Origin of the sequence: Bradyrhizobium sp. SBR1B (genome assembly GCF_014198205.1) — a bacterium.
Lineage (GTDB): Bacteria > Pseudomonadota > Alphaproteobacteria > Rhizobiales > Xanthobacteraceae > Bradyrhizobium.
In genome coordinates this window covers 17560-38443 of record NZ_JACIHC010000031.1, presented here as the reverse complement: position 1 = coordinate 38443, position 20884 = coordinate 17560, and the positions used below count along the sequence as shown (strand labels likewise).

General features: G+C 58.7%; 18 protein-coding genes and 3 pseudogenes. 9 read left to right on the top strand and 12 right to left on the bottom strand.

What is annotated here, in order from left to right:
- Positions 1-603: 603 nt before the first annotated feature.
- The 3 genes from GGD61_RS37770 to opgC form a co-directional block, all read right to left on the bottom strand.
- A complete protein-coding gene (locus tag GGD61_RS37770; protein ID WP_183232261.1) occupies positions 604-1005 on the bottom strand; it encodes a hypothetical protein in 402 nt (133 codons plus the stop codon).
- Between the two features lie 239 nt (positions 1006-1244).
- A complete protein-coding gene (locus tag GGD61_RS37765) occupies positions 1245-2933 on the bottom strand; it encodes an outer membrane beta-barrel protein (protein WP_183232260.1) in 1689 nt (562 codons plus the stop codon).
- Between the two features lie 1554 nt (positions 2934-4487).
- Positions 4488-4871 carry an OpgC domain-containing protein gene (opgC, locus tag GGD61_RS37760; protein ID WP_409362491.1) on the bottom strand — a complete coding sequence of 128 codons (384 nt, stop codon included), beginning with the start codon at positions 4869-4871 and terminating at the stop codon, positions 4488-4490.
- 968 nt (positions 4872-5839) lie between these two features.
- On the opposite strand from opgC, the gene GGD61_RS37755 reads away from it, so the two are divergent.
- The 4 genes from GGD61_RS37755 to GGD61_RS40965 all read left to right on the top strand — a co-directional run bounded on the left by GGD61_RS37755 (position 5840) and on the right by GGD61_RS40965 (position 10228).
- Positions 5840-6658, top strand: a complete 819-nt coding sequence (locus GGD61_RS37755) for an AraC family transcriptional regulator (protein ID WP_246786158.1) — start codon at positions 5840-5842, stop codon at positions 6656-6658.
- 235 nt (positions 6659-6893) lie between these two features.
- Positions 6894-8063: a sensor histidine kinase gene (locus GGD61_RS37750; protein ID WP_183232259.1), complete on the top strand. Its 1170-nt coding sequence runs from the start codon at positions 6894-6896 to the stop codon at positions 8061-8063.
- 540 nt (positions 8064-8603) lie between these two features.
- Positions 8604-9179, top strand: a complete 576-nt coding sequence (locus GGD61_RS37745; RefSeq protein WP_183232268.1) for a site-specific integrase — start codon at positions 8604-8606, stop codon at positions 9177-9179.
- Positions 9180-9253: 74 nt separating this feature from the next.
- Positions 9254-10228, top strand: coding sequence for a hypothetical protein (locus GGD61_RS40965; protein WP_246786157.1), 975 nt, complete (start codon positions 9254-9256; stop codon positions 10226-10228).
- Positions 10229-10472: 244 nt separating this feature from the next.
- Here the strand turns inward: GGD61_RS40965 and GGD61_RS37735 are convergent, their stop codons facing one another.
- Positions 10473-10640, bottom strand: a complete 168-nt coding sequence (locus GGD61_RS37735) for a hypothetical protein (protein ID WP_210311333.1) — start codon at positions 10638-10640, stop codon at positions 10473-10475.
- A 33-nt stretch (positions 10641-10673) separates the two neighbouring features.
- On the opposite strand from GGD61_RS37735, the gene GGD61_RS37730 reads away from it, so the two are divergent.
- From GGD61_RS37730 to GGD61_RS37720, 3 genes are all read left to right on the top strand, one after another.
- Positions 10674-11282, top strand: a complete 609-nt coding sequence (locus tag GGD61_RS37730) for a hypothetical protein (RefSeq protein ID WP_183232257.1) — start codon at positions 10674-10676, stop codon at positions 11280-11282.
- 95 nt (positions 11283-11377) lie between these two features.
- The gene (locus GGD61_RS37725; RefSeq protein WP_183232256.1) at positions 11378-11707 is read left to right on the top strand and encodes a DUF3768 domain-containing protein; all 330 of its coding nucleotides are present in this window, start codon (positions 11378-11380) and stop codon (positions 11705-11707) included.
- Between the two features lie 422 nt (positions 11708-12129).
- Positions 12130-12624, top strand: coding sequence for a hypothetical protein (locus GGD61_RS37720; RefSeq protein WP_183232255.1), 495 nt, complete (start codon positions 12130-12132; stop codon positions 12622-12624).
- 1670 nt (positions 12625-14294) lie between these two features.
- Here the strand turns inward: GGD61_RS37720 and GGD61_RS40960 are convergent.
- Positions 14295-14498, bottom strand: a complete 204-nt coding sequence (locus GGD61_RS40960) for a hypothetical protein (protein ID WP_246786156.1) — start codon at positions 14496-14498, stop codon at positions 14295-14297.
- Positions 14499-14526: 28 nt separating this feature from the next.
- On the opposite strand from GGD61_RS40960, the gene GGD61_RS40955 reads away from it, so the two are divergent.
- Positions 14527-14676: a hypothetical protein gene (locus GGD61_RS40955; RefSeq protein WP_246786155.1), complete on the top strand. Its 150-nt coding sequence runs from the start codon at positions 14527-14529 to the stop codon at positions 14674-14676.
- 240 nt (positions 14677-14916) lie between these two features.
- Here GGD61_RS40955 and GGD61_RS37705 read toward each other — a convergent pair whose 3' ends face one another.
- Entirely contained in the window at positions 14917-16266 is a 1350-nt protein-coding gene (locus GGD61_RS37705) for a globin-coupled sensor protein (RefSeq protein WP_183232254.1), read from the bottom strand.
- A 337-nt stretch (positions 16267-16603) separates the two neighbouring features.
- Here GGD61_RS37705 and GGD61_RS37700 point away from each other — a divergent pair, with 337 nt between their 5' ends.
- Complete coding sequence (locus GGD61_RS37700) at positions 16604-17626, top strand: PAS domain-containing protein (RefSeq protein ID WP_183232253.1); 1023 nt, start codon at positions 16604-16606, stop codon at positions 17624-17626.
- A 155-nt stretch (positions 17627-17781) separates the two neighbouring features.
- Here GGD61_RS37700 and GGD61_RS40950 read toward each other — a convergent pair whose 3' ends face one another.
- From GGD61_RS40950 to GGD61_RS41755, 6 genes and pseudogenes are all read right to left on the bottom strand, one after another.
- Positions 17782-18153, bottom strand: a complete 372-nt coding sequence (locus GGD61_RS40950; RefSeq protein ID WP_246786154.1) for a hypothetical protein — start codon at positions 18151-18153, stop codon at positions 17782-17784.
- Positions 18154-18223: 70 nt separating this feature from the next.
- Positions 18224-18400 (bottom strand): annotated as a pseudogene (locus tag GGD61_RS41770) (ATP-binding protein); the annotation flags it as partial.
- 519 nt (positions 18401-18919) lie between these two features.
- Positions 18920-19832 (bottom strand): annotated as a pseudogene (locus GGD61_RS37690) (ABC transporter substrate-binding protein).
- Positions 19786-20319: an LLM class flavin-dependent oxidoreductase gene (locus GGD61_RS41765; protein ID WP_409362490.1), complete on the bottom strand. Its 534-nt coding sequence runs from the start codon at positions 20317-20319 to the stop codon at positions 19786-19788. Before GGD61_RS41765 ends, GGD61_RS37690 begins: the two are co-directional and overlap by 47 nt.
- Positions 20214-20796, bottom strand: a pseudogene (locus GGD61_RS41760) (LLM class flavin-dependent oxidoreductase); the annotation flags it as partial. The gene GGD61_RS41765 and the pseudogene GGD61_RS41760, both read right to left, overlap by 106 nt.
- Positions 20741-20881 (bottom strand): hypothetical protein, encoded by a 141-nt coding sequence (locus GGD61_RS41755; protein ID WP_409362489.1) that lies wholly within the window; start codon positions 20879-20881, stop codon positions 20741-20743. The gene GGD61_RS41755 and the pseudogene GGD61_RS41760, both read right to left, overlap by 56 nt.
- Positions 20882-20884: the final 3 nt, after the last annotated feature.

The following is a 20884-nucleotide window of genomic DNA, read 5'->3' as shown; positions in this document are numbered from 1 at the left end:
TTTGCTCATCTTCAGCCATTGCTCATATGCCGGCGCGATCTGTCTGTTATTGGTCGGTGATCGCTGTCCGCTGGTGCAGAGCGGCCGTCGGTGGCGGGATGCTGTCCGGTAGCTGGGCGAGAAAAGCGCGCGGACAACTATGAGCGAATTTTTCGCGAGCGCCTCGAAGACCTGGAAGCAGTCTGCGCTGACTGCCATAAGCTGGAGCGATGGGCTGTTGTCTGCAGCCGACACTGATCGACAAACACGCAACAGGCGCATCGTGAGAGGCTTGTTCGCAAGCTCTATGCGCCGAACGGGAGGTAAAACATGGACTGCATTCTGACCCGGCAGGACGCTCTCCTCAAGTTCAACCCGCTCGAGGACGCCTTGATGGAGGACATTGCCCGGTCGGTCTGGGACGGTCCGCATGTCGGCAAGCGGCGTCGGAGCCGATGCGAAGGCTCCGCATGCTGCCGATGCGCGCGATCGCTGGCTACAGCAGCGCGTGGCCCGCCTATGCCTATGAATGGGAGGACCTGCTGGCGCAGCAGGAGCAAGGCGAACTGGAAAAGACGCAGCGCATGCAGAACTGGGCGCGGCTGCTTCCGAGCTACAGCGACGTCACCCGGATGGAAATCGCGATATATTGGCCCTGCGCACTTCCTGGCCCAGGCGGAGCACCTGATACGCGCGGTCAACCTCGTCGCGATCGGGTATTCGATGGAGCGCGATTCCGAATGGGTCGCGGGCGAGCGCGGCGGCTACGCCGACACATGGCGCCAGCGTCACGACAAGGGATGCGAGATCATCGCGCGCGGCCTCCGTGCAGACATGTTGCCGGTGTTCTGATGGCCGCGGACTGGCACATTCGTGGGTACTACAACAAGCAGCCGAGCAAAGGTAGGCAAGTTCGGCGATTTGGCGCTCTAGGCGTGGCGCGTCGGCGACGTCAGCAAGGAAATCGAGCTGATGGCGTTTCACCACCGCGCCGACATCGCTCTCGTCGGCGTCATCGACTGTCACGAGACCGTCCGGATGTGGCGCGACGATCGGGGAGAACGGTCACCGATCAGATGCGCACTTGGTAAGGGAGGGAAACATGCGGTGGGTATCGAATCGCACGTCCACTGATGATGCGCTCAAGATCGAACTGCTCGTTGCATAACGGCCGCGACCGGTAAGGACATGGCTGATGATCCTTACTCGATGCGGCATTTCGTAGGGTCGAAAAGGCCTGGAGCTTGGCTGGAGGTGTGATCTTTTCAATCGAACCTATAGGACGCCTGAAGGAACGTACCCCAGCGCTCCATGCTGTACTTCGCAAAAATGGGCGGTGCACCGATGCAGCCGCTGCTGCTGCACAAAGAGTCCCCCCGCCTTTTGGTCCACATGGCCCAATAGCGGCCACCGATGCCGAGGCTAAAGTTCTTGGTGATGAAGTAGGACAGCACGCCTTCGACCTGGACGCCGCCGCCACCATTACCCCGTTGTTCATCGAAGGTGGTCTCCTCGCGCAAGAGATGATTGTCACGCCCCTTGAAATCGGTCCAGGGTAAGTAAGCGACGTCCGTACTCAAACGCCAACGCTCGGTCAGCATGGTTTCGGCGCTCAGGCCGACACGAAGTGCATTCCACTGGGTATTCTGGCTGCCAACGACCCTATCGTCGCCTGGCGACAAGCATGTAGCCATCGGGTTGGCGATCTGTACACACCCCGTCGTGTCGGAGCTCTGTTCATAGTAGGTCCAGCCGATAAATCCACCAAGCTTGTAGTTGGCGCCGCGCAGGAAATCGTAACCGGCATCGGTCGTGTAATAGGTGAACCTCCCGTTTGTTTGGCCTGATATCGTGTTGACATAGGGCGGGAGGCCCCAATCTTCATCGTTCATGTTTCCTTTGTGGAAGCGCCCAAGGCCAATGTTGCCCTTCAGGAACACTCCCCACGGGCTGTCAAGACGACCAAATAGCTCCCCGGACAGTCCGTCCAGTCCGTGATAGGTGAGCCTCGATATGAGAATGCTTGGGTCTTCAAGGCCGCCAGCGTCCACGGCGCTGTGGTCCCATTGGAAGCGTCCCCGGCTGAGCCAGAGCCGCGATCCGCCTTCGAATGACCAACCGGCCGTGTAAGCAATCGGCGCACCGGCGGGTGCTTTCGCGTACAGCGGCGCATCCGACCATTGGGCCGTCCACGGGTCGGCGCCAAAATGGTAGTTCAACCCAATCTTTCCGATGTGATAGTTGCTGGAGAGGCCCGTTGTGTTCGCCGGAAGAATTGCGAACGGCGGATTCTGCACCGTCGGAGGCGTTGCGACGCTCGGCCCGCCGAAATGCAGATAGTCATACTCGACTTTCACCGACCATGCAGGCGTAAGCGCTTGCTCGACGCCCAGCCCGATGGTGGCGCCAAGGCGACCATAGTCGAAGTGGGCTTTCTCCTGTGGCGACCCGCCTTCGAAGTTGTTGACGACGTCGCCCCGGTTGTTTTGCCAAGCGACGCCTCCCTTGAGATAGGCCAGCGTGTGGCCCAGCGCGCCAAACGCGTAACCGATGCGGCCAGTCCCGGAGGCAAAAATGTTGGGACCTGCCTTGCAGTTTGCGCTCACGACAAAGCCGGAGGCGGCGAGGCAGGTATTGGTGCCGTCGGAGACTGCACCGCTGGCATCCAGTTCGACACCAAATACCCAACCGTTCTTCTGCCAATTGTAGCCGATCTGGCCACCGGCGAGGAACACTGGGGTATCGACGACATTGCCATAGATCGACGGACCGTAGGGATTGCTGAAGGAGGTGCGGCCGTAGCCGCCGCCGACGTGCCCGCCAATATAGCCTCCGGACCAGTCCCACACCGCCGGTGGCAGTTTCACTCCTGGCTCAAGGTCTGCCGCATTCGTTGCACCGGTTGCGACGAGCGCAATTGTCGTGGCTCCCAAAAGAAGAACTCCAGATCGCATCCAACACGTCCCTGTATTTTCTCGGTTCACGACCGAGCGCCCTTAAGTCATCGCGCAGCAAAACCGTCGGGGCGGATCAGACGCTAACAGCGAGGCGCGCCGAGTCCGTCCCGAAGACCATCGCACTGCGAATGGTGATGATGCTGCAAAGAGAGCAAGTCGCGTGCCGAAGTGAATTCGCAGGACCTGCAAGCACTTCGTCTCGGCGTGTGGCGTCAAGTTGCTGACATTGTCTCCATACCGACAGCCGCGCAGCCACTGCCCCAGCAATACGTGGCTAGCGCGGCGTCATGGGTGTACGCTCACAATGCGCTGGTCTTCCTCGGCTGACCATGCGCTCCTCGGGCGGTATATGGGGTGGCTGTCGGGCGGGCATGCGCCGTTAGGCCACTCACCCCCCGGTTGAGGAATATTTCTGCGCGTCGTCGCAGCGTTCTTGCGCTCTGAGGTTTCACCGGGTCCTACCGATCCGGCAATCCGGCGCGGGATCGCGGGGCCGCGCACCGTGCGCAGATCAGGGGCTTTCCGTTTTGGGCTTTGATTGAGCCCCGGACGGCCGGGAAACGGCCAATAAATCGGGAATCGGCTCTCGAAATGGCCGCTTCGATCGATAAAGCCGCCATCGGCGTGTGGCCCATCGGGCGAGTGCGGCTTCAGCGCAATTTGCGCCAGCGGTGTTTCGTCAGCAAGCAGGAGGAGCGGCGGCTAAGGCCACGCGAGATACGGACGAGGGGGCTAAGACGCACCCGCGCAACCTTCTAGAGGGCCGCCCCTCAAGACTGCTGCAGGGGCTATCTTGGGGGTGCCCACGAGCCATAAGGCGCTATACAGACGCACCTCGGGCAAGCCGAGCAACATCCTGCCGCGGCTCCACGCGGCCCGCGTCAGTTTCTCGAAAGCTCGCGCGACTACGAGTCTGCTCAGGTGATCTTGGACGTGAGGCTAGCGCGGACCGGCAGAACTTTGACCCATCGAACGTAACAGCTTGGTCGCAGGTGCAGCACGACGTCTCGGAAGAGACGCAGGTGGACCATGCCGGGCAAGAGGGCTTTGAGCAGCACTTGGCCGAGGCGCGCCCACCCCGTCCGGTTCCTGTCTCCGGTGCGGCGCAACCACCATCCCGGGACATTATCGATAAGGCCATTGCCCATATGCGGCTCAGAAAAACCCAGAACTGAAGACGATTAAGCGCTACACTCAGGCGCTTCGCCAACTTGGAAATCATCTTGGCGTTGATCGCCAAAAGATTGATCTGGGGGACCACGAGTCCCTGGTCCGTCACGTCAAGACTTACTTCCCGAAAGACCAAGACATGAAGAAAGGCGTGAGTGTTCTTCGTGCGTATCATAACCCGAGCTATGTATCTTCTGGCGGGCGGCCGCGCACGATCCCCTCAGCGGAAGACGCGCCCCTCTCGGAGCGGCTTAATGCCAGTGGCGTGCCGGCAGGCAGCGCTGCTCGTCATGATCGTAGTCTTCGCAGATTCTCTAACGCGCTTAATCGTGCGGGCTCCTCGATATCCGGGCTAGACCACGCTGCGCGCATTGAATTCGCTCAGAAGTTGTTCCCGAAGGACGAGCATCTATTGTTCGCGCTAGTGGCGCAAGCAAGTGTAAGCAGTAGAAACGCCGCGTAGATGTCCCATCCCCGGCGCAGCGAACGGCCGATCATGCCGCTCCAGCCTTCGCGCTCACGCGCCTTGCCGTAGGCCAAGGCACAGGTCACGCCCGAGAGGAACATGAAGATCTCGGCGGCATCGCAGAAACCGTAGTTGCGCGGTGTCAGCCAGCTCCCGATGTTATTGGGGACATGATCGAGAAAGATCCACCATAACGCGATCCCGCGACAGACGTCGATACGCAGATCGCGGCCGGCCGCTCTGAACTCCGGCGGAGTCTCGCCGAACAATCGCCTCGAGGTTTGAGTCCGATCGTCCATCTGTTGGCCCGCGTCCGCGCCTCATAGGGTCGATAGCGCGCTCCAGCTATCCGATGGATGATGAGGGCTCGTTCGTCGCCCAGCTAGTCCTTCGAGCGCCAGGGTCGGGAGGGTCATCGTCTTCCCAAGGGGCTTCCGGTATTTTTTCGCCAACGCCCCGGATCAAAAGTTGCTTTCGCATTTCGGTGAGGCGGGCCCGGCAGTACTCGCGGTAAAGCATGTCGAGTATAATGGACATGATCGAACCTCTCCTGATCACCATGTTGACGTCCCATGTGACAGATTTCGACCATTTCATCCGCCAGCTAAAAAGGAACGGTGCCGGGAAGTCATTGGCTCCGACGAACCTTAAGGTGATGCGGCGATCAAGGCACGATAGGAGACCGGATTAGAGTTGTTCTGCAGAACTTCCGCCTGCGATGAGCAGTGCGATAAAGTCTTGCAGCCAGGGATGTTCAAACTGGATCCGATGGCAGCAATTTGAAATAGAACTATTGCAATCATTTCCTCTTAAAGGAGAGATTGGCTCGCTACATTTGCAATCAAAAATTGCCGTAATTTTCTGGTCGCCACGTGAGCCAGTTCACATCAGCATTAATCACAGGTGAATGAGACTAGCAGACAAATGAAGTAGCTTCTTGGAATCTTGCGTACCTGAGGAGATGGTCGGTGCGCGAATTGCAAACTACGGATACCGGCAGCTGGCCCGCATTTTGACACAATAGCTTATCAAGGCTGGAGATCCTCATGTCTCTGGACGCAGCCCATTTCGTATCGCATCGATTCTCGACGCGCGAGCATCCGGAGCGGATGCGACTTCCACTATGGCGCGAGAGGTTTGTGCGGGGAATAGTTCATGTCGATGTTGAACCTCTGACGGACGTGCCGTTTCAAGCCGACGCAACATTGCAAGCGCTCCGGGGTCTACGCACGCTCGCACTGAAAGGCTCGCCCATGCGTTCGAGCGCTTGCGGACGAGCGTTGCTGACGGCGATGACTCGATCGGCCTTATCGTCTCCTTACCCGGCAAAAGTCGTTTGTCGCAGCGCGGCCGGGACATCAAGCTCTGCGCCGGCGAGGCAACCTCGATTCTGCATTCGGAGCCCGCGACTGTCACCTATATCGACGGAATACTATTTGGTCTGGCGGTACCCCGCGAGGCACTTGCGCAGCGCGTGACCGACATCGAGAGCCTCGCAATACGGCCGATTCCTCAGCGAAATGAAGCACTCCGCCTCCTCATGGCCTATCTGAAGTCAGCATTTAAGGAGGGGCCTCTGGCCCGCCCCAAGCTGCGTGACGCGGTCGTAGCTCACACCTGTGATCTTGTTGCGCTCGCCGTCAGCGAGTGCGCCCCCTTGGGCGAGAGCGATGCGAGTGCGATCGTGGCCGCGCGCCACAGCGCCGTACTCGACTGCATCGCGGCACACTTTCAGAAGCCCGGGCTTAGCGTCGAGGAGGTCGCTCATCGCCAAGGCATTTCACCTCGCTATCTGCAGCGCCTGATGGCATCATCAGGATCATCGTTCACCGGGCATGTGAATGAGCTACGTCTCCAACTTGCGTCCAAACTGTTAACCGAGGCGCGCGTCAGCGCGCAGCTAATTTCCGATATCGCGCTCGAGGTAGGCTTCTCGGATGTTTCGCATTTCAATCGCCTGTTCCGAGCTCGGTTCGGCGATTCGCCGCGTGGGTTCGTTACGCCAGCGGGGATCCCGGCCGAGCCACCTGCCCCTGATCGGCGCGTGCGCGACATCTTGCTAGCGAATGTCCGCATTCCCGCCTAGGGATTTGGAGCTATCCGCCTGGCAGTAGACCTATTATGCTCACATTATCGAGTTTGACCCATCGCGGCCCCGGAGCAGTTTGAGAAATTGGTCTTCGTCGCCCGCTTTCCTGCGCCCGCCGGTCGCGATCGGAACAATGACCTCGTCATCTGCATGACCGACAGAGCGGTCGGATAAGAGATTGGCTTCAGCAACTGTCCCTGGCACTTTTCGGAGTGCGTGGCATTGGAAGTAAATGAAAGAACTGGCGCCCGGAATGAACGAAGGTGACTCGCTGGATAGGCTCCGGCGCCACGTCCGCATTCTGGTCGATATCGGACGACTCGGGGGTGAAAAGGTCGATCTGCATCGCTTTCTAAATCAAGCGGTCGTTCAAGTCGCGCGCGCAGTGGAGATACACCACGTAAAGATTCTCCAATATCGTCCGCACTCCTCAGATCTCCTCCTAGTCGCAGGTGTGGGATGGAAGGATGGGGTCGTAGGGACCGCGACATTATCGGCCGACCTACGCTCTCCACCCGGGCGCTCGTTTCAGACGGCAGAACCCGTCACCGTCCAAAATCTCGGTGAACAACAAGAATACATTCATTCGGATCTTCTGAAGGAGCATGGCATCATCTCGTTGACCAACGTTCCTGTGCTTATAGATGGTGCAGCCTGGGGTGTGCTCGAAGTGGACAGCACCAAGGCGAGAGAGTTCACCGAGGACACGACCGATTTTCTGACCGCCGCTGCCGCGCTGATAGGAGCCGTACTTCGCCACTATGCGCGGCCGGATGAAAAAGCGCGTTTGATGGCTGCTGCCGCCGAAGCTCAAAGGCGAGAAGTGCTACTTCGGGAAATGCAACATCGCGTCAAGAATAACTTTCAGCTCGTTTTATCTTCTATCTCCCTCCAAAAGCGCCGGCATCAGAGCACAGAGGTTCATCGCGAGCTGGATCGTGTCGCTAGCCGTATCAACGCCATCTCGCTGGCGCATGATCAACTCGCCCCTCGACACGAAGGCCATAATGTAAACCTATCATCTTACATACGCGCACTTTGCAGCGCGATCCGTCAGCAGGTTGAAGGAGTCGAAATCGATGTCGAGTGCGACGAGCTCGAACTGAGCATCGACCGAGCATTGCCGGTCGGCCTCATCTTAAATGAGACTGCAATGAACAGCATTAAACATGCATTCGACCGGAACGGCGGCAGGATCAAGGTGCACTTGGTAGGCGGCGTCGGCTATGGCGAGGCCCGTCTAACAGTATCCGATAATGGGTGTGGCATCCAGAAATCGAACGAGCATGGATCGGGTCTTAAGCTGATCGCATCGCTTGCCAAACAAATCGGTGGCGACGTTCAGCAGCAAAGTGCCGGCACGGGCACAACAACGACGCTCACGTTTCCGTTGATGACGTGAACCATTCGGGCCAAGGTTGAGCGGTTCTTCAATGGGATTAAGCAACGCCGTCGGCGTGGCTACGGCAGGCTCGCCGCCAACTACCTTGAGTTCGTCCAACTCGCGTCAATCCGGTTGTGGCGGCGCATAAATGAGTCCGCGCCCTACCTAGCGGGCCTCTCATTTCTTGAAGCCTAGCTTGACCTCCGTGTTTACTAGCCGAATTCGAAGAAGATCCTGTTGTACGCTGCTAGAGGGAAATACAGTTCGACTATCGAATTCCACCGCGTAGCCCCTCACGGGCGATAGCTGATCTTGCCTTGGAAGGCTCCCTCCTCTCTTGTTTACGATAATGATTTACAACATCGCGAGTAATCTCGCCTCGCGAGCTATCCAGATCGCACTCATAAGCGAACTCTCAAAGCCTCATCAGTCGCCGAGCACCTCTCATCCGGATACGCTGATCTCTTCCGAAAGCTCGTCGCTCGACGAACTGATAAGCATTTATTGTGTTGCAGCGATCAGCCGAACGGCTAGAATCGAGCATTCGGTTTGATCGAGATGGCAGGCAAGCAAGCCAAGATCCTTTCTGATCAAGCGGCGCGAGACTTGCTCTTCTTCGCCGGCACGACCCGGCACCCGGATAGAAATCGCGTTATCGTCCTCTTGTCGCTGAAGGCAGGCTTGCGCGCCGCCGAGATTGCCAAGTTGACATGGGATATGGTTGAAGGCGCCGAAGGCGAGATTGGCGCGACAATCGAGGTACGGGACAGCGTCGCAAAGCGGCGACACGGCCGCCGAATCCCGGTCCAACAGGATCTGCGACAGGCACTCATCGCGTTACGAAAGCTATCTCCGGGAAACGGCCCAATCGCGCGATCTGAACGCGGCGGACCGATGACGCCACTCAGCATCGTGGTCTGGTTCAATCGCGCGTTTCAAGCGATTGGCCTCAGCGGCTGCTCCTCTCATTCCGGACGGCGAACCTTCATTACGCGAGCCGCACGGCTCGTTCACAAGGCCGGCGGCTCCTTAAGGGATGTCCAGCTCCTGGCCGGCCACCGTTCGATCCAAACGACCGAGCGGTATATTGACGGCGACAGCGACGCCCAGAGGAGGCTGGTATCTTTGATTTAGCGAAGTCCCGATCATTGGCAGTGCCAGCGCAACCCTGCCGCCCGACCGGAGCGGCGGTCAGATCCGCGGCCAGCTTGATCGGCGCCATTTGCCGAAATGGCACTGGCCTGCCCTCGTTGGCGCCTCAGATCAGCGTCAGCTCACCAGATCCGGACCTCCACCAGATCGTGCGCGCTCGAAACACACCGCCGCTATTTGACTGGATGGTGGAGACCTTCAGCTTCCAGGGGATTTCGGACAGGGTGGCCGCGTCTTATCTTCACGCCCATGGCGGCATCACCTGGCATGAGATCAGCCAAATGGTGCGTGATCCCGCTTGCCCCCTGTTAGACAGTTATTGGACCTACGAGAGCTGCCGCTACGACAAGACTCGGCGCACGTGCAGCCACCCCCGCTACATCCGCCGGTGCCCCGTTCCCAAGGCTCCACTGAGAAATGGTCATCTCAACCAGACCGCGTTCAGCTTCTTTCTTTTTGTCAGAGATGTCGCCGATTCCGATCTTTTTGGGTGGATCGATGACCAGCTCGCGGCGACGGGCGAACTGGGCGATCGGTCCGCTCAAGAGGCGTTAGTCGGTCCGACCCGTCATGTTTTTGGAGTTTCGGACAAGGTTCTGACGATGACGCTTTCATCCGTTTTGATGGCAGATCGCGAGGCGCGTCCTGACTGGTATGCAGTTGGCATTGCCATGATCGTCGTGGATCGGCTGGTTCACAACTTTCTGGTCCGAACCGGGATTTTGGAGCAACTTGGCATGGTTCATCCGTACGGTCCCCGTTGCTATGCTGACGGCGGCTGCGCCGAGGTCTTGCGGCGCGTCTCGGCACAGATCGACGCGCGCCAGTTTGATTGTGATTTTCCGGCGGATTTTCCGCGCTTTGTTCAGCACGCTCTTTGGCGTTACTGCGCTGCTGACGGTTTGAACGTCTGCAACGGCAACAATATCAAGTCATGCGATCTGTCGTCGTGTATTGTTCACAGTAATTGCGCCAAAAAAGCGCTATATAATCTTTTTTTCTGCGCGGTTTTTCGGCGATTAAAGTATTGAAATTATTGCGCTTTTGGCGGCAATGCTTTACTATACTTACGACGAGATCGTTTGAACACTCTTCTCGTCATCAGCAAAGGAGTCGTCCAATGACAAGACCGCCATTGCCGGGACCATCCCGCAGGACCAGCGACAACGCCGTTTCAGAAAGGGGCCCAAAGGCCCCTTCGGCTTTTCAGGAGGGCAAAATGGCCAAGCCCAATCTTACGAACCAAAAGACACTCCCCGCCTCGGCAATCATCGTTTACGGGATCGACGCGACCGGCAAGCCGAAGGCCGGCCGGTTTCCGGAGCGCCAGGCGGCGGCGGCCAAAAAGGCCGCGCGCTCACTCAGCTCGCTGTTTGCAACGTCGATCGCCCAAGTCTTGTCGAGATCGTTGCGAAAATTCCGGTCGGACGCGTTCACGACCAAGGCAGAGCGCTTCTGCCCTACATCAAACGCAGCTTGTACGACGAGCTCGCGGCCGCCGTTCTTCCGGCGAGATCAAGTGCCGCCGCGGCAACAAAGGCCCCTCCAGCGAAGGCGATGGAGGCAGCAAAGTCCCGGTCCAAGGTCTTTATCCTCCTCGGCTTCGATGAAAACCAAAAGCCACGCGGCGCGCGATACCGCACATCCAACGAAGAGGAACTCATCAAATTATCGAAGGAGACGGCGCTCAATCTGTACGAGCTGAAATCGGCCGACTCAATCAGCTTGGCGGGTGCTCTCCCGGCTGGAAAACTCCCAACCACCGGCTCCGCCTCTGTCCCTGAGATCCGCCAAGCCCTGTACAGTGAAGTCGTCGTGGGCATTTCAGACGACGCGGCCGCAGTACCGCGAGACAAGCTCGGCGGCCCTCTGCCTCCTCAGAAGGGATCTCCCGAAAGCTGGGAAATCATCGAGACCGGGCATCTCGTCATCGCCCAGGAATCTCCGGAATACGGTTGGGCCGAGGCGATTGTTGTCGACCGCAAGGATGGCCTGTTGACCCTCCGCTATCGCGACTATCCAAAGCTACCCAAATTCTACCGGAACTATCGCGCGGTCGCACTCCTAAGCCGCGGCAGCAAGTAAAGCTACGCGCTGCAAGCTAGAATGGCGCGAGCCGAACTCGCGCCGTTCCAATTACCTCCCGCCCCTTCAATCATCCATCATCAACAGGAGCAACCATGTCCTTGGACACGGATCGGATACGTGCGCTTAACGACGAGCTACGTCAACATTTGCTCGGCGGCAACGCCGTCATGACAGCCGGCATCGCCGCACTTGGATCAGACGCAGTCAGGCGCTTAGTCCGCACCATCTCGGTTTTCGACGACTTTTGCCATGCCAACGATCCTCACGAAGAGCACGATTTTGGCATGTTCGATTTTGAGGGAGCTCAGGTCATCTTCAAGATCGACTATTACGACTCATCAATGACCGGTCACTCACCAAATCCTGCTGATCCAGCAGTCACGACGCGAGTGATCACGTTGATGCTTGCCGAAGAATATTGAAAAGGGGCGCGCGCTGTTCGCTCCTAGTTTTTCACTGACCCTCGTCAGCGAGAAGCTGGTCGCAGAACAGAGGAGCATCAGCAATCCTAGCCATAACCAGCAGGCTTGGATTCCGCGTTCAGCTTTTCATCGCGCGGACGTAGGTAGCTCGGCCCCGAACGCCAGTTGCTCTTGAGTAACGTGCTTTTTGCGCCCGAGACGGCCGTCGCTTTCTGCGGTTCGCCCAATCGCCTCAGCGGGCATATGGTCTCTGACTGTATGCCCGCCATCGGTGGGCACTCTCGCTGACAAACTCGCTCAACAAATCTCGGAAAACGCGAGCTCGAAAAACCTCTCGAAGTTTGAGATATTTTCGCCTCGAACATCGCCTGAAAGGTCGCTTGCGATACTAATTTTGAGCATCATCAATTTAGGAGGTGCTCATGAAATCGTCACTACCGTCGTTGGGACTGTCCGCCCAGAAGGTCGTTGCCCAGATACGGAAGGTAAGGAAGGCATCGAAACAGGCGTCAGAGAACAACGGGCGGTTCGCCGATTACAGGTATCTGCGGGCTGTTTTGCGCGCCTATAGGTATTTTGAGGACAACAATCTGTTGCCGCACCTTATAGAGATCGCGCCCAGCATGCTGATGACGCCGGTGCGCGCAAATTGGCATTCCTTACGGATGATCATAGAGGCGACCTGCATTCAACCGGATTTGCGCATGCGGAGCCGCTGGACCAGAGCTTTGGAATACGCTCTTGCGGAAGACATCGATCCGAAGGAATTGCCCCGCTTCATTAGAGCCCACAATGGGATCGCGGGATGCGCCGACTTGGCAAGCAAGACAAAGCCAAAACGCTTCTCGCCGGATACAAGCGACCGCCCTGCACCCGTCCTTTTGCGCCACATCTCGGCAGCATCCATTCACGAATGACGTGGCCAAGGACCCTTTAGAGTCAACCCGCTTGACCAATCTGCCCAGCGAAATCCCTTGTCTTAATCTATATCGTGAAAACCTTAGCGCAATGAGCGCCGCCAATCTCGTCCTCAACACAGCAGCCTTTCCTGTTGATTCTGTCTAGGTAGCCCCCTCCGAGAACTTCCCCGAGGCGAACGGAGATGGCTGAATGGGCGCCTTTTGGCAGCTCGCCTCATGCACACCAGCTTCGACGGCGTGGCGACACGGTGGCGACACGGCTGAAAATAGGAAAGCCGCCCACGGGGGCGGCTTTCCAAATACACCGTATGGTCCGATGCTTAGCTGGTTGCGGGGACACGCAACACCCGATTATTGCGATTGGTCGAACAAGAAATCCCCCGGCTAGTTGCATGAAAGATTCTCTGCGTCACGAATGCAAGTAGCAAATCGAAAAGACCAACGAAAACACAGGAATTTGCGCTGTTTGACGTCCTCTTGCGCGGTTTGTTCACGGGATTTCAGTGATCCATCGGCCGTTAGACTGAGGTGGGGACATCTGGCCGAGTAGCGGACTTCTACTCCCCGTTCGAGTCCTCCGGGATCGCCAGCGCCCAAGTTTCGCCGCTTGAAATCATTGCAGAAAAAACGCGCCTCAGTTACCCACTTTTGACCTCTGTTCCGGTGGGTAACAAAGTAACAAACGAGCCCTCGCTTATACGAAGTCCGGTGCGTCATCCAAATAGGCGCCGGCTGACATTGACGGTGAAGCCCGCCGGCACGCCGACGATGGCGCCGAGCAGGCCGTAGCCGAAGGCGCTGAGTGCGCCGGCTATCACCGCGCCGTACAAGAAGACCCCGACAACCTGAGCGCAGGGCCCGCCATACCGATCAGGGGCTCTCTTCGATCCGGTGTAGGCGCCGCTCTCTTGAGCTTTGCGTATAAGGCGCAGTTGGCTCAGGAGACCCGCAGTGCGGACAGGCAATGGTTGAAAACGAGATGCTACCGCCGCAATCGTAGCACTCGATCAGTTCCCGTTGTGCGCGGGTTCGTGATGTGCCGCTTGTAGCCGCCTCGCTGTTGCGGCGCCATACCTTCTGCGGTGACTGCTCCGGGCAAGCAACGGCGCGAATTAGCCGATATGCTCGAGAAAGCGCCGCGTCGGCTTCCAAATCGGTTGAACAGTTGGCGGTCTCGCACATAGACGTCGACAATCGCGCCGTCATCATTCTCGTTGCAGGAATGATGGTACGGGCTCTTGGAGACGTGACGACCAGAAATATAGCGATGCGAGCACTGCGGGTGTGGAGGAGTGCATGATCAATCTTTCAAACTGACGCAACGGCACAGAGCGGTTTAAACGTGAGAACTGCGCGCAATCGCCGAACTGTTGGCGAAGAACAACATATTGAGGAACAGACATTGCAATCTGCCGACGCGGGCGGCGCGGTAGGCAAAGCGACGTCAGCCCGTTGGTTCGAGGCTACTACTGACAGGGGGCCTGTACACCAAATTGGGACTGACGACTCATCAGAATATCCACTTCCAGTATCGCAGATTGCGAGTGGTCCACTGATTTCAGAGCAGCAAAGCGGTCGACGCGTGCGAGTCGCTGTCGCGGCGAGTGGTACAGTTCACAAATTCTTAAAGCCTGCCGCATCCTTTCCGATCGCCGTCCGCAGAAGCGTCACGGCCCTGCCTTGGCGATCGCATCCGCAAAGGAGCGGTCGATGATCTCCGTCGCGTCGAACTTCTGCTTGATCAGGTCCCAGCGGAAATAGAGATCGATCGTGCTCTGCTCTTCCGCGACTACGCTGTCGTCGATCGGCACGATCCGGATTGTTGCGCGGGAGAGCCAGTTCTGCGGCCGTGATGTCGGGATGTTCGTCAACTTGCCCCAAGTCGCGGCATAGCTGTCGATGTTCTTCAGCGACTATGCCCTCGCCGCGGTGAGGCGGCGGATGAAATCGGTGAGCTCGGCGCGCTTGTCGCGGATCGCTTCCGGCCGCGCCACCTGGAAGCTGAGGCCCGGCGTCGGGCCTTCCGAGCAGCGGCTCGCCGCACACTAGCCTGCATGGCGCGCCGCAGGATCCGATCCAGCAGATGCCTTGAGCTCTAGCACGGTCGTGTAGCACATGAACTAGTTGCAATTGTCGAACGCCATTCCGACACATGAAGCGTGGTGTTCTCCGCAAATGGGCTAGGCGCAGCAGCGGCGTCACCGTTCTTGTCTTGAGTACTGGTCGAGGACGCTCCCGCCGGGTGACCTTGGGCCCAGGACTAGCTCAATTTTTGGGCCCACTCATATTCTAAGCGGCCTTCACCGTCATAAGAAATTTATCGACTTCTGCGCGAAGTTGCTCGGATTGACAGGAAAGTTCCGAAGCCGCAGTCAAAACCTGCGAGGCAGCAGCGCCGGTTTCCCCCGACGATTGTGTGATTTTTGAAATGTTATTTGAAACCTGGCCGGTGCTCTTCGCGGCCAGTTGAACACTACGTGAGATCTCGTTCGTCGCAGACCCCTGTTGCTCGACGGCGGCGGCGATTGCGGTGGAGATATCGTTCATGCTCTTGATGACGCTCGTTATTGCGCTGATGGCCGCAACCGATTCCATCGTCGCACCTTGGATATCACCGATCTGGCCCGCAATTTCAGCAGTCGCCTTGGCCGTCTGCTCGGCGAGCGACTTCACTTCGGAAGCCACGACCGCAAAGCCGCGGCCCGCCTCCCCGGCACGCGCAGCTTCTATGGTCGCATTCAGCGCCAGCAGATTTGTCTGTCCTGCTATGTTGTTGATGAGGTCGATCACCGTCCCTATTTTCTGCGCACCTTCCGAGAGTCGACGCATTTTTTCGGCAGTTTGGTCCGCATCGCGCGCAGCTTCGGTCGAGGTGCGAGCAGATTCGTTGACCTGACGGGATATCTCCCGAATGGAGCCGGTCAATTCCTCCGTCGCGGCCGCAACCGATTGAACGTTGGACGATGCATCCTTTGACGCGGCATCAACCGCAAGCGACTGGGATGCGGCATCGTTCGCCGAGGACGTCATGGTCTGTGCCGCGGCCTGCAATTCGGTAGCGGCCGATGCGACTATATTGACGACACCCCCGATGGTCTTTTCGAAATCACGGGCCAGTTGTTCCAGCACCGAACGTCGGTCGCGGCGTCCTGCCTCGATATAGACTGCGATCGCAAGGTCCATATCGAGCATGGAGGCCTTGATGACGGCCCTTTGTAGGTCCGCCTTCTTCTTAGCCCCGCCGCGATCGAATCTGGCGACGGGCATGCGATCGGCTATGGAGTTGATCAGCCCCGAAACAAGGGCGTTGTAGCCGCCGATATACCAGCGCGGTTCTAGGCCGAGCTTGTTGTGGACCTCGCCTATCCTGGTGACGGATGCTTCGTAGGTGTCGTCGAACCGGCCGCCCATAATGATCGCCCAATGCTGAAGCTGCATTTTTTTGGCATGCATCATGTGATCGCGACTCCTGAAGAACTTGGCAGTCTCCGCGAAGCCCCCGACATGATTGTAAAACATATCCAGTATCGCCGGCATCTCGGCGAGGATGAAAGACTTCGCGTCACGCAATATGGCGGTCGTCGCCTGATCTATCATGTTGAAGCGAAGCCGTTCCTGGATCGTGCTCTCTCCTGCCATCTGTTTTGCCCCTTGAAGAAAATGGATTGCACTATGCTGAAATTCTAGGCCGGGCGGGTTGAGCGAGGGTAAATGAAGAATTAATGGGAAAAATGATCGACTGACCAAATTCTCCGTCTGTCGCCGTAATAATACCGACGCCGGCGCGCAAAATTTTGTGGCTTATGATTAGCCGATCGACCAAATTTGCTGTGGGGCGGGGCCGCATTCCATTTACGAAGTTGCGGCGCGCGACTAGCGTTACCGAATCAGTTTCGGCAAATTGAAATAGATTTTAAGTTGGATTTCTTCACCTAGCAGAAGTGTGTGAGAGCGCAATCTGCGATCTGGTTACCAAATGCTCATATTGTTCGACGGAGACCTCGGCGCCCGGGAAACTCTTCGCTTCATCGAAGAAAAACTTCACGCGGGGATATGGAGCTGGGATCTCGCAAGCGGCGATATGCAGTGGTCTCACGGTTTCTTTGCCCTGCTCGGTATTGAACCTGAATCCACCAAGCCGTCATCTACCGTTCTCTCGCAAATGGTGCACCCGGAGGACCGCCCTCTCTCCGAAGCCGTCAACCGGACTCTCAACGAAGGCCTGCCTGCGGAATGGGAGTTTCGGATCATCCGTCCGAATGGACGCATTCGCTGGGTCGCGACGCACTCCGAACTGCTTCTGGACCCCGATGGCCACCCGGTCAAATCGATCGGCATATCCTTCGACGTAACGAAACAGCACGAGTCGCTTCAGGCCCTAGACATTATGACTGGTCAATACGAGGCTCTGGTCCGCGCAGCTCAAGGTATCGTTTGGTTCGGCGACAAAGATGGAAGAATTACCAAGATATCGAGGTCCGATGACACGGTCGCCGAACGGCCCGTCGGCCGTCAAACGGAGCACTGGATGAACATGTTTCACCCAGATGAGCGGGCTTCTGTTGAAGGGCTATGGCGCCAAGCAGCTCTCTCAAGGTCTCCGCTCCGGTTCGATCATCGCATTCGCCAGCGCGATAACTCCTATCGATGGGCGCGCACGATCATCGTCCAGGTGTTCAGCCGCAGAGGCGAGCCGATGGAGTTGGTCGGCCTGTCCACCGACATTGAGATCGAGAAGCGCTATTCGCCCAATTCGGCTCGACCCAAGCAATTGACGGGAACTCAGATAAGAGGGGCGCGTGGAATGCTTGCATGGTCCGTGAAGGACCTTGCCGAGAGAGCCAAGATCTCACCGACGACCATTCGACGCTATGAGCAGATCGATGGGCCGATAAGCTCACCCGAGGTGGGGTTGGAGACCATTCAGCGCGTACTTACCCAGGCTGGTATCGAGTTCATGTTTCCGGAGATCGGCAAGCCTGGTATACGCCCGCGATAGAATTCGAAGTGGACTCGCTTTGTTCCGGATGCTGGTGCGCGCATTGTCACAGGTTGTCCAAGTCGGCAGAGGCGAACCTCATCCCACAGGCGCCGGTCCGATCCCAACGAGATCGGGCCTTCTCGGATTCTTGGCTCCAGCCGAATGTCCGGTTTCTACACGAGAATGCGGCTACTGCCGCTGCGGCAAGCAAGCCGGAAATCCGTAGTTGGCAGCCTTGCATGCGGCGCACCCTGCTGCGCTATCAACCAAACTGGAGCAAGTAACGGGATCACCTGTCCGACCTCGTGGGCGATGCTGGCGATAATCCATCCTTGCAGAGCGGATGTCTGCAGCACCTCCTCCTCGCTCGCAGCGAGAATTTCCTCGCTCATTACTTCGAGCAGATGAGGAGAAATGTTGAGCTGGAGGAAGATCTGAGCGAGCCTTGCTTGAGGCTGCGGTCGACGCGTCCGGGTCACGGTTCGCGGCCAGCGCCGTTGAATGAGCCAGAAGGTCCTCGTCATTCGTGTTTGCGGCAGCTCCATGTGAAAGATTTGCTAGAAAACGTGTCAGAGACCCCGTGCGTGAAGCCGACCGGAAAAGAACGCTGAAGGAGAACGTCGCCCCCTTTGCTCTATCGGTTGCCGTGAGCTCGCCACCGCGCCCGCGCACGATGCCATGACTGATCCAGAGGCCGAGTCCTGTCCCCTCCCCGACCCGCTTAGTAGTGAAGAACGGCTCGAAAGTATTGCCGATGTGGTCCTTGTCGATACCGGGGCCGTTGTCGGACAGAGGATTTCATCGCCATTCCGGACGGCTGCCACAACGAGCCGCGGCTTCTCCGGGTCGCGCATGGCGTCAATGGCAATTCTCCACGAGATTGACGGTCACCTGGTGCAACTGGCCCTCATTGCCGGCGATCCTTAGCTCCGGTTCGACTTCCATTTGAACGTCGACTCGCATCTGCTTGGTGCGGACGGCCCACAGCACTGCGCCAGCACTGGGAGGAGAATGCTGCAAGACAGCAGTCCGGCAGAAAGGCTAGGTCGGTCTCGCCTGCGGCGTTACCCTCTCCGACGGGTAAGCGGCTGCAGTTGACGCTTGCGGGCCGCGGCTCACAGCACAGTCAGCGGCATTGAACGAGCCAAGGACTTCGTCGTTCGCCTTGCGGCGGCGCGATGCGAAGGCGATCATCGATTTGTCGGCCTAATCTCTCCAGACGGAGCGGAGGCCGGAAGCCGCGGCCCGGTCTGGGCGCCGGATTTTCCACAGCGAAAGAACAAGGCGACCGGCTGCTTAAATTGAATGGATTCAAAAGGAGCGGTCCACGAGCTCGGCCGCATTCAGCTTCTGCTTGATCAGGCGCCAGCGCAAATAAAGATCGATCGTGCTCTGCTCGTCTGCAACCACGCTGTCATCGATCGGCTCGATCCGGATACTTGCTCGCGAGAGCCAGTTCTGCGGCACTGTTGTCGGGATGTTCATCAACCTGCCCCAAGTCGCGGCATAGCTGTCGATGTTGTTCAGCGACCACGCCCGCGCCGCGGCGAGGCGGCGGACGAAGTCGGTCAGCTCGGCGCGCTTGTCGCGGATCGCATCCGGCCGCGCCACCTGAAAGCTCAGGCCCGGCGTCAGGCCATCCGAGGTGATGATGCTGCGCGATTTGAACAGCACCTCCTCCTGGCTGACGTAAGGCTCCCAGGTCGACCACGCATCGACCGAGCCTTGCGTGTGGGCGATCTTGGCGTCCGACGGTGCCAGGAACGCGATCTGCACGTCGCTCGCAGCCCAGCCGTTCGTTTCGAGCGCGGCCAGGATCAGCTGATGGCCGATCGAGCCGCGGCCGGCCGCGATCTTGTTAGCCCGTAGATCGGCAAAACTCTTGATCGGAGAGTTTTGGGGCACGAGGATCGCGAGCCCCCTCGCCGGTCTGTCGGATCGCGGCGATCGCCTTCACCGGCGCGCCGGAGGCGGCGGCGAAGGTGAAGGGCGAGTCCCCAACGAGCCCGGTCTCGATCGCACCGGCGCTGAGCGCTTCCAGCAGTGGTGCTGCCGCCGGAAATTCCTTCCACTCGATCTTGTAAGGAACATCCTTGAGCACGCCCGCGGCCTCCATCACCGCCTGCGCATTGCCCTTCTGGTCGCCGACGCGGAGCGTTGTCTGCGCGGCCGCGAGATCAGCGCCCGCAAATGCGAGCGCTGCAGCTATGATGATCCGGATCATTCCGCCGCGATCCCCCGCTGCTGGTCGCGCGCGTCAGCGGTATCAGCTCGCGGCCATAGTGGATGGCATCGGGAAGCGGATCGAAGCCGCGGATCAGGAAGTGGCTGACGCCGAGATCGTAATAGTCGGCAAAAACCTCGGCGACCTGCTCGGGCGTTCCGACGAGCGCAGTGGTGTTGCTGTTCGCGCCGGTAAGCTTTGCAATCTCGGTCCACAGCCGCTTGTCGATGCGCGCGCCCTGGTCGACCGCCGCCAGCAGCCGCTTGGCGCCCTCGTCGCGTGATTGGGCCGGCGATAGCCGGTCTGGTCCTGCAAGGCGGTGGCGCGCTCGAGAATCCCTTCGGCCTTCTTCCAGGCCTTCTCCTCGGTATCGGCAAGGATCGGCCGCACCGACAGACTGAAACGCGGGCCAGGCCGTCCATGCTTTGCCGCCGCAGCGCGCACCCGCGTGGTGACGTCGCGCACCTGGGCGTAAGGCTCGCCCCACAGCGCAAAGGTGTCGGCATGTTTGCCCGAAACTTCGATCGCGGCGTCGGAGCCGCCGCCGACGAAGGTGTAGATGCCGCCCTTCTGCAACGGCTTCACCTGCGAAAAGCCGTTCTTAGTTGAACGGCTTCTCGCTGGTCCATTCCAGACGTAAGATGTCGAGGAATTCGCTGGTACGGGCGTAGCGCTCGTCCTTGTCGTCGAGCGTGTTGCCGTCCTGCCTGAGCTCTATGGCGTTGCCCCCCGTGATGACGTGGAGCGAGACGCGGCCGCCATAGAGCTGGTCGAGCGTGGCGAGCTGGCGGCCAGCAACGTCGGCGCCGTAAAACCCGGCCGCTGCGCGATCAGCACCTTGAGGTCCTTGGTGATGGTGAGCACGTGCTGGGTGATTTGCAGCGCGTCCGGCGAGGTCGAATGGAACGCTAGCAGCGGGCGGTCGAAGCCCGCGAGCTCGTGGCCTTCGCCACCGTCTCGATATGGTGCGAATCGAGCACCGGCCCCTGGCGCACGATGGTCTCGGAAGCGTTGCTGTTTGCGATAAAGCCGATGAACTCGACCGACATGAT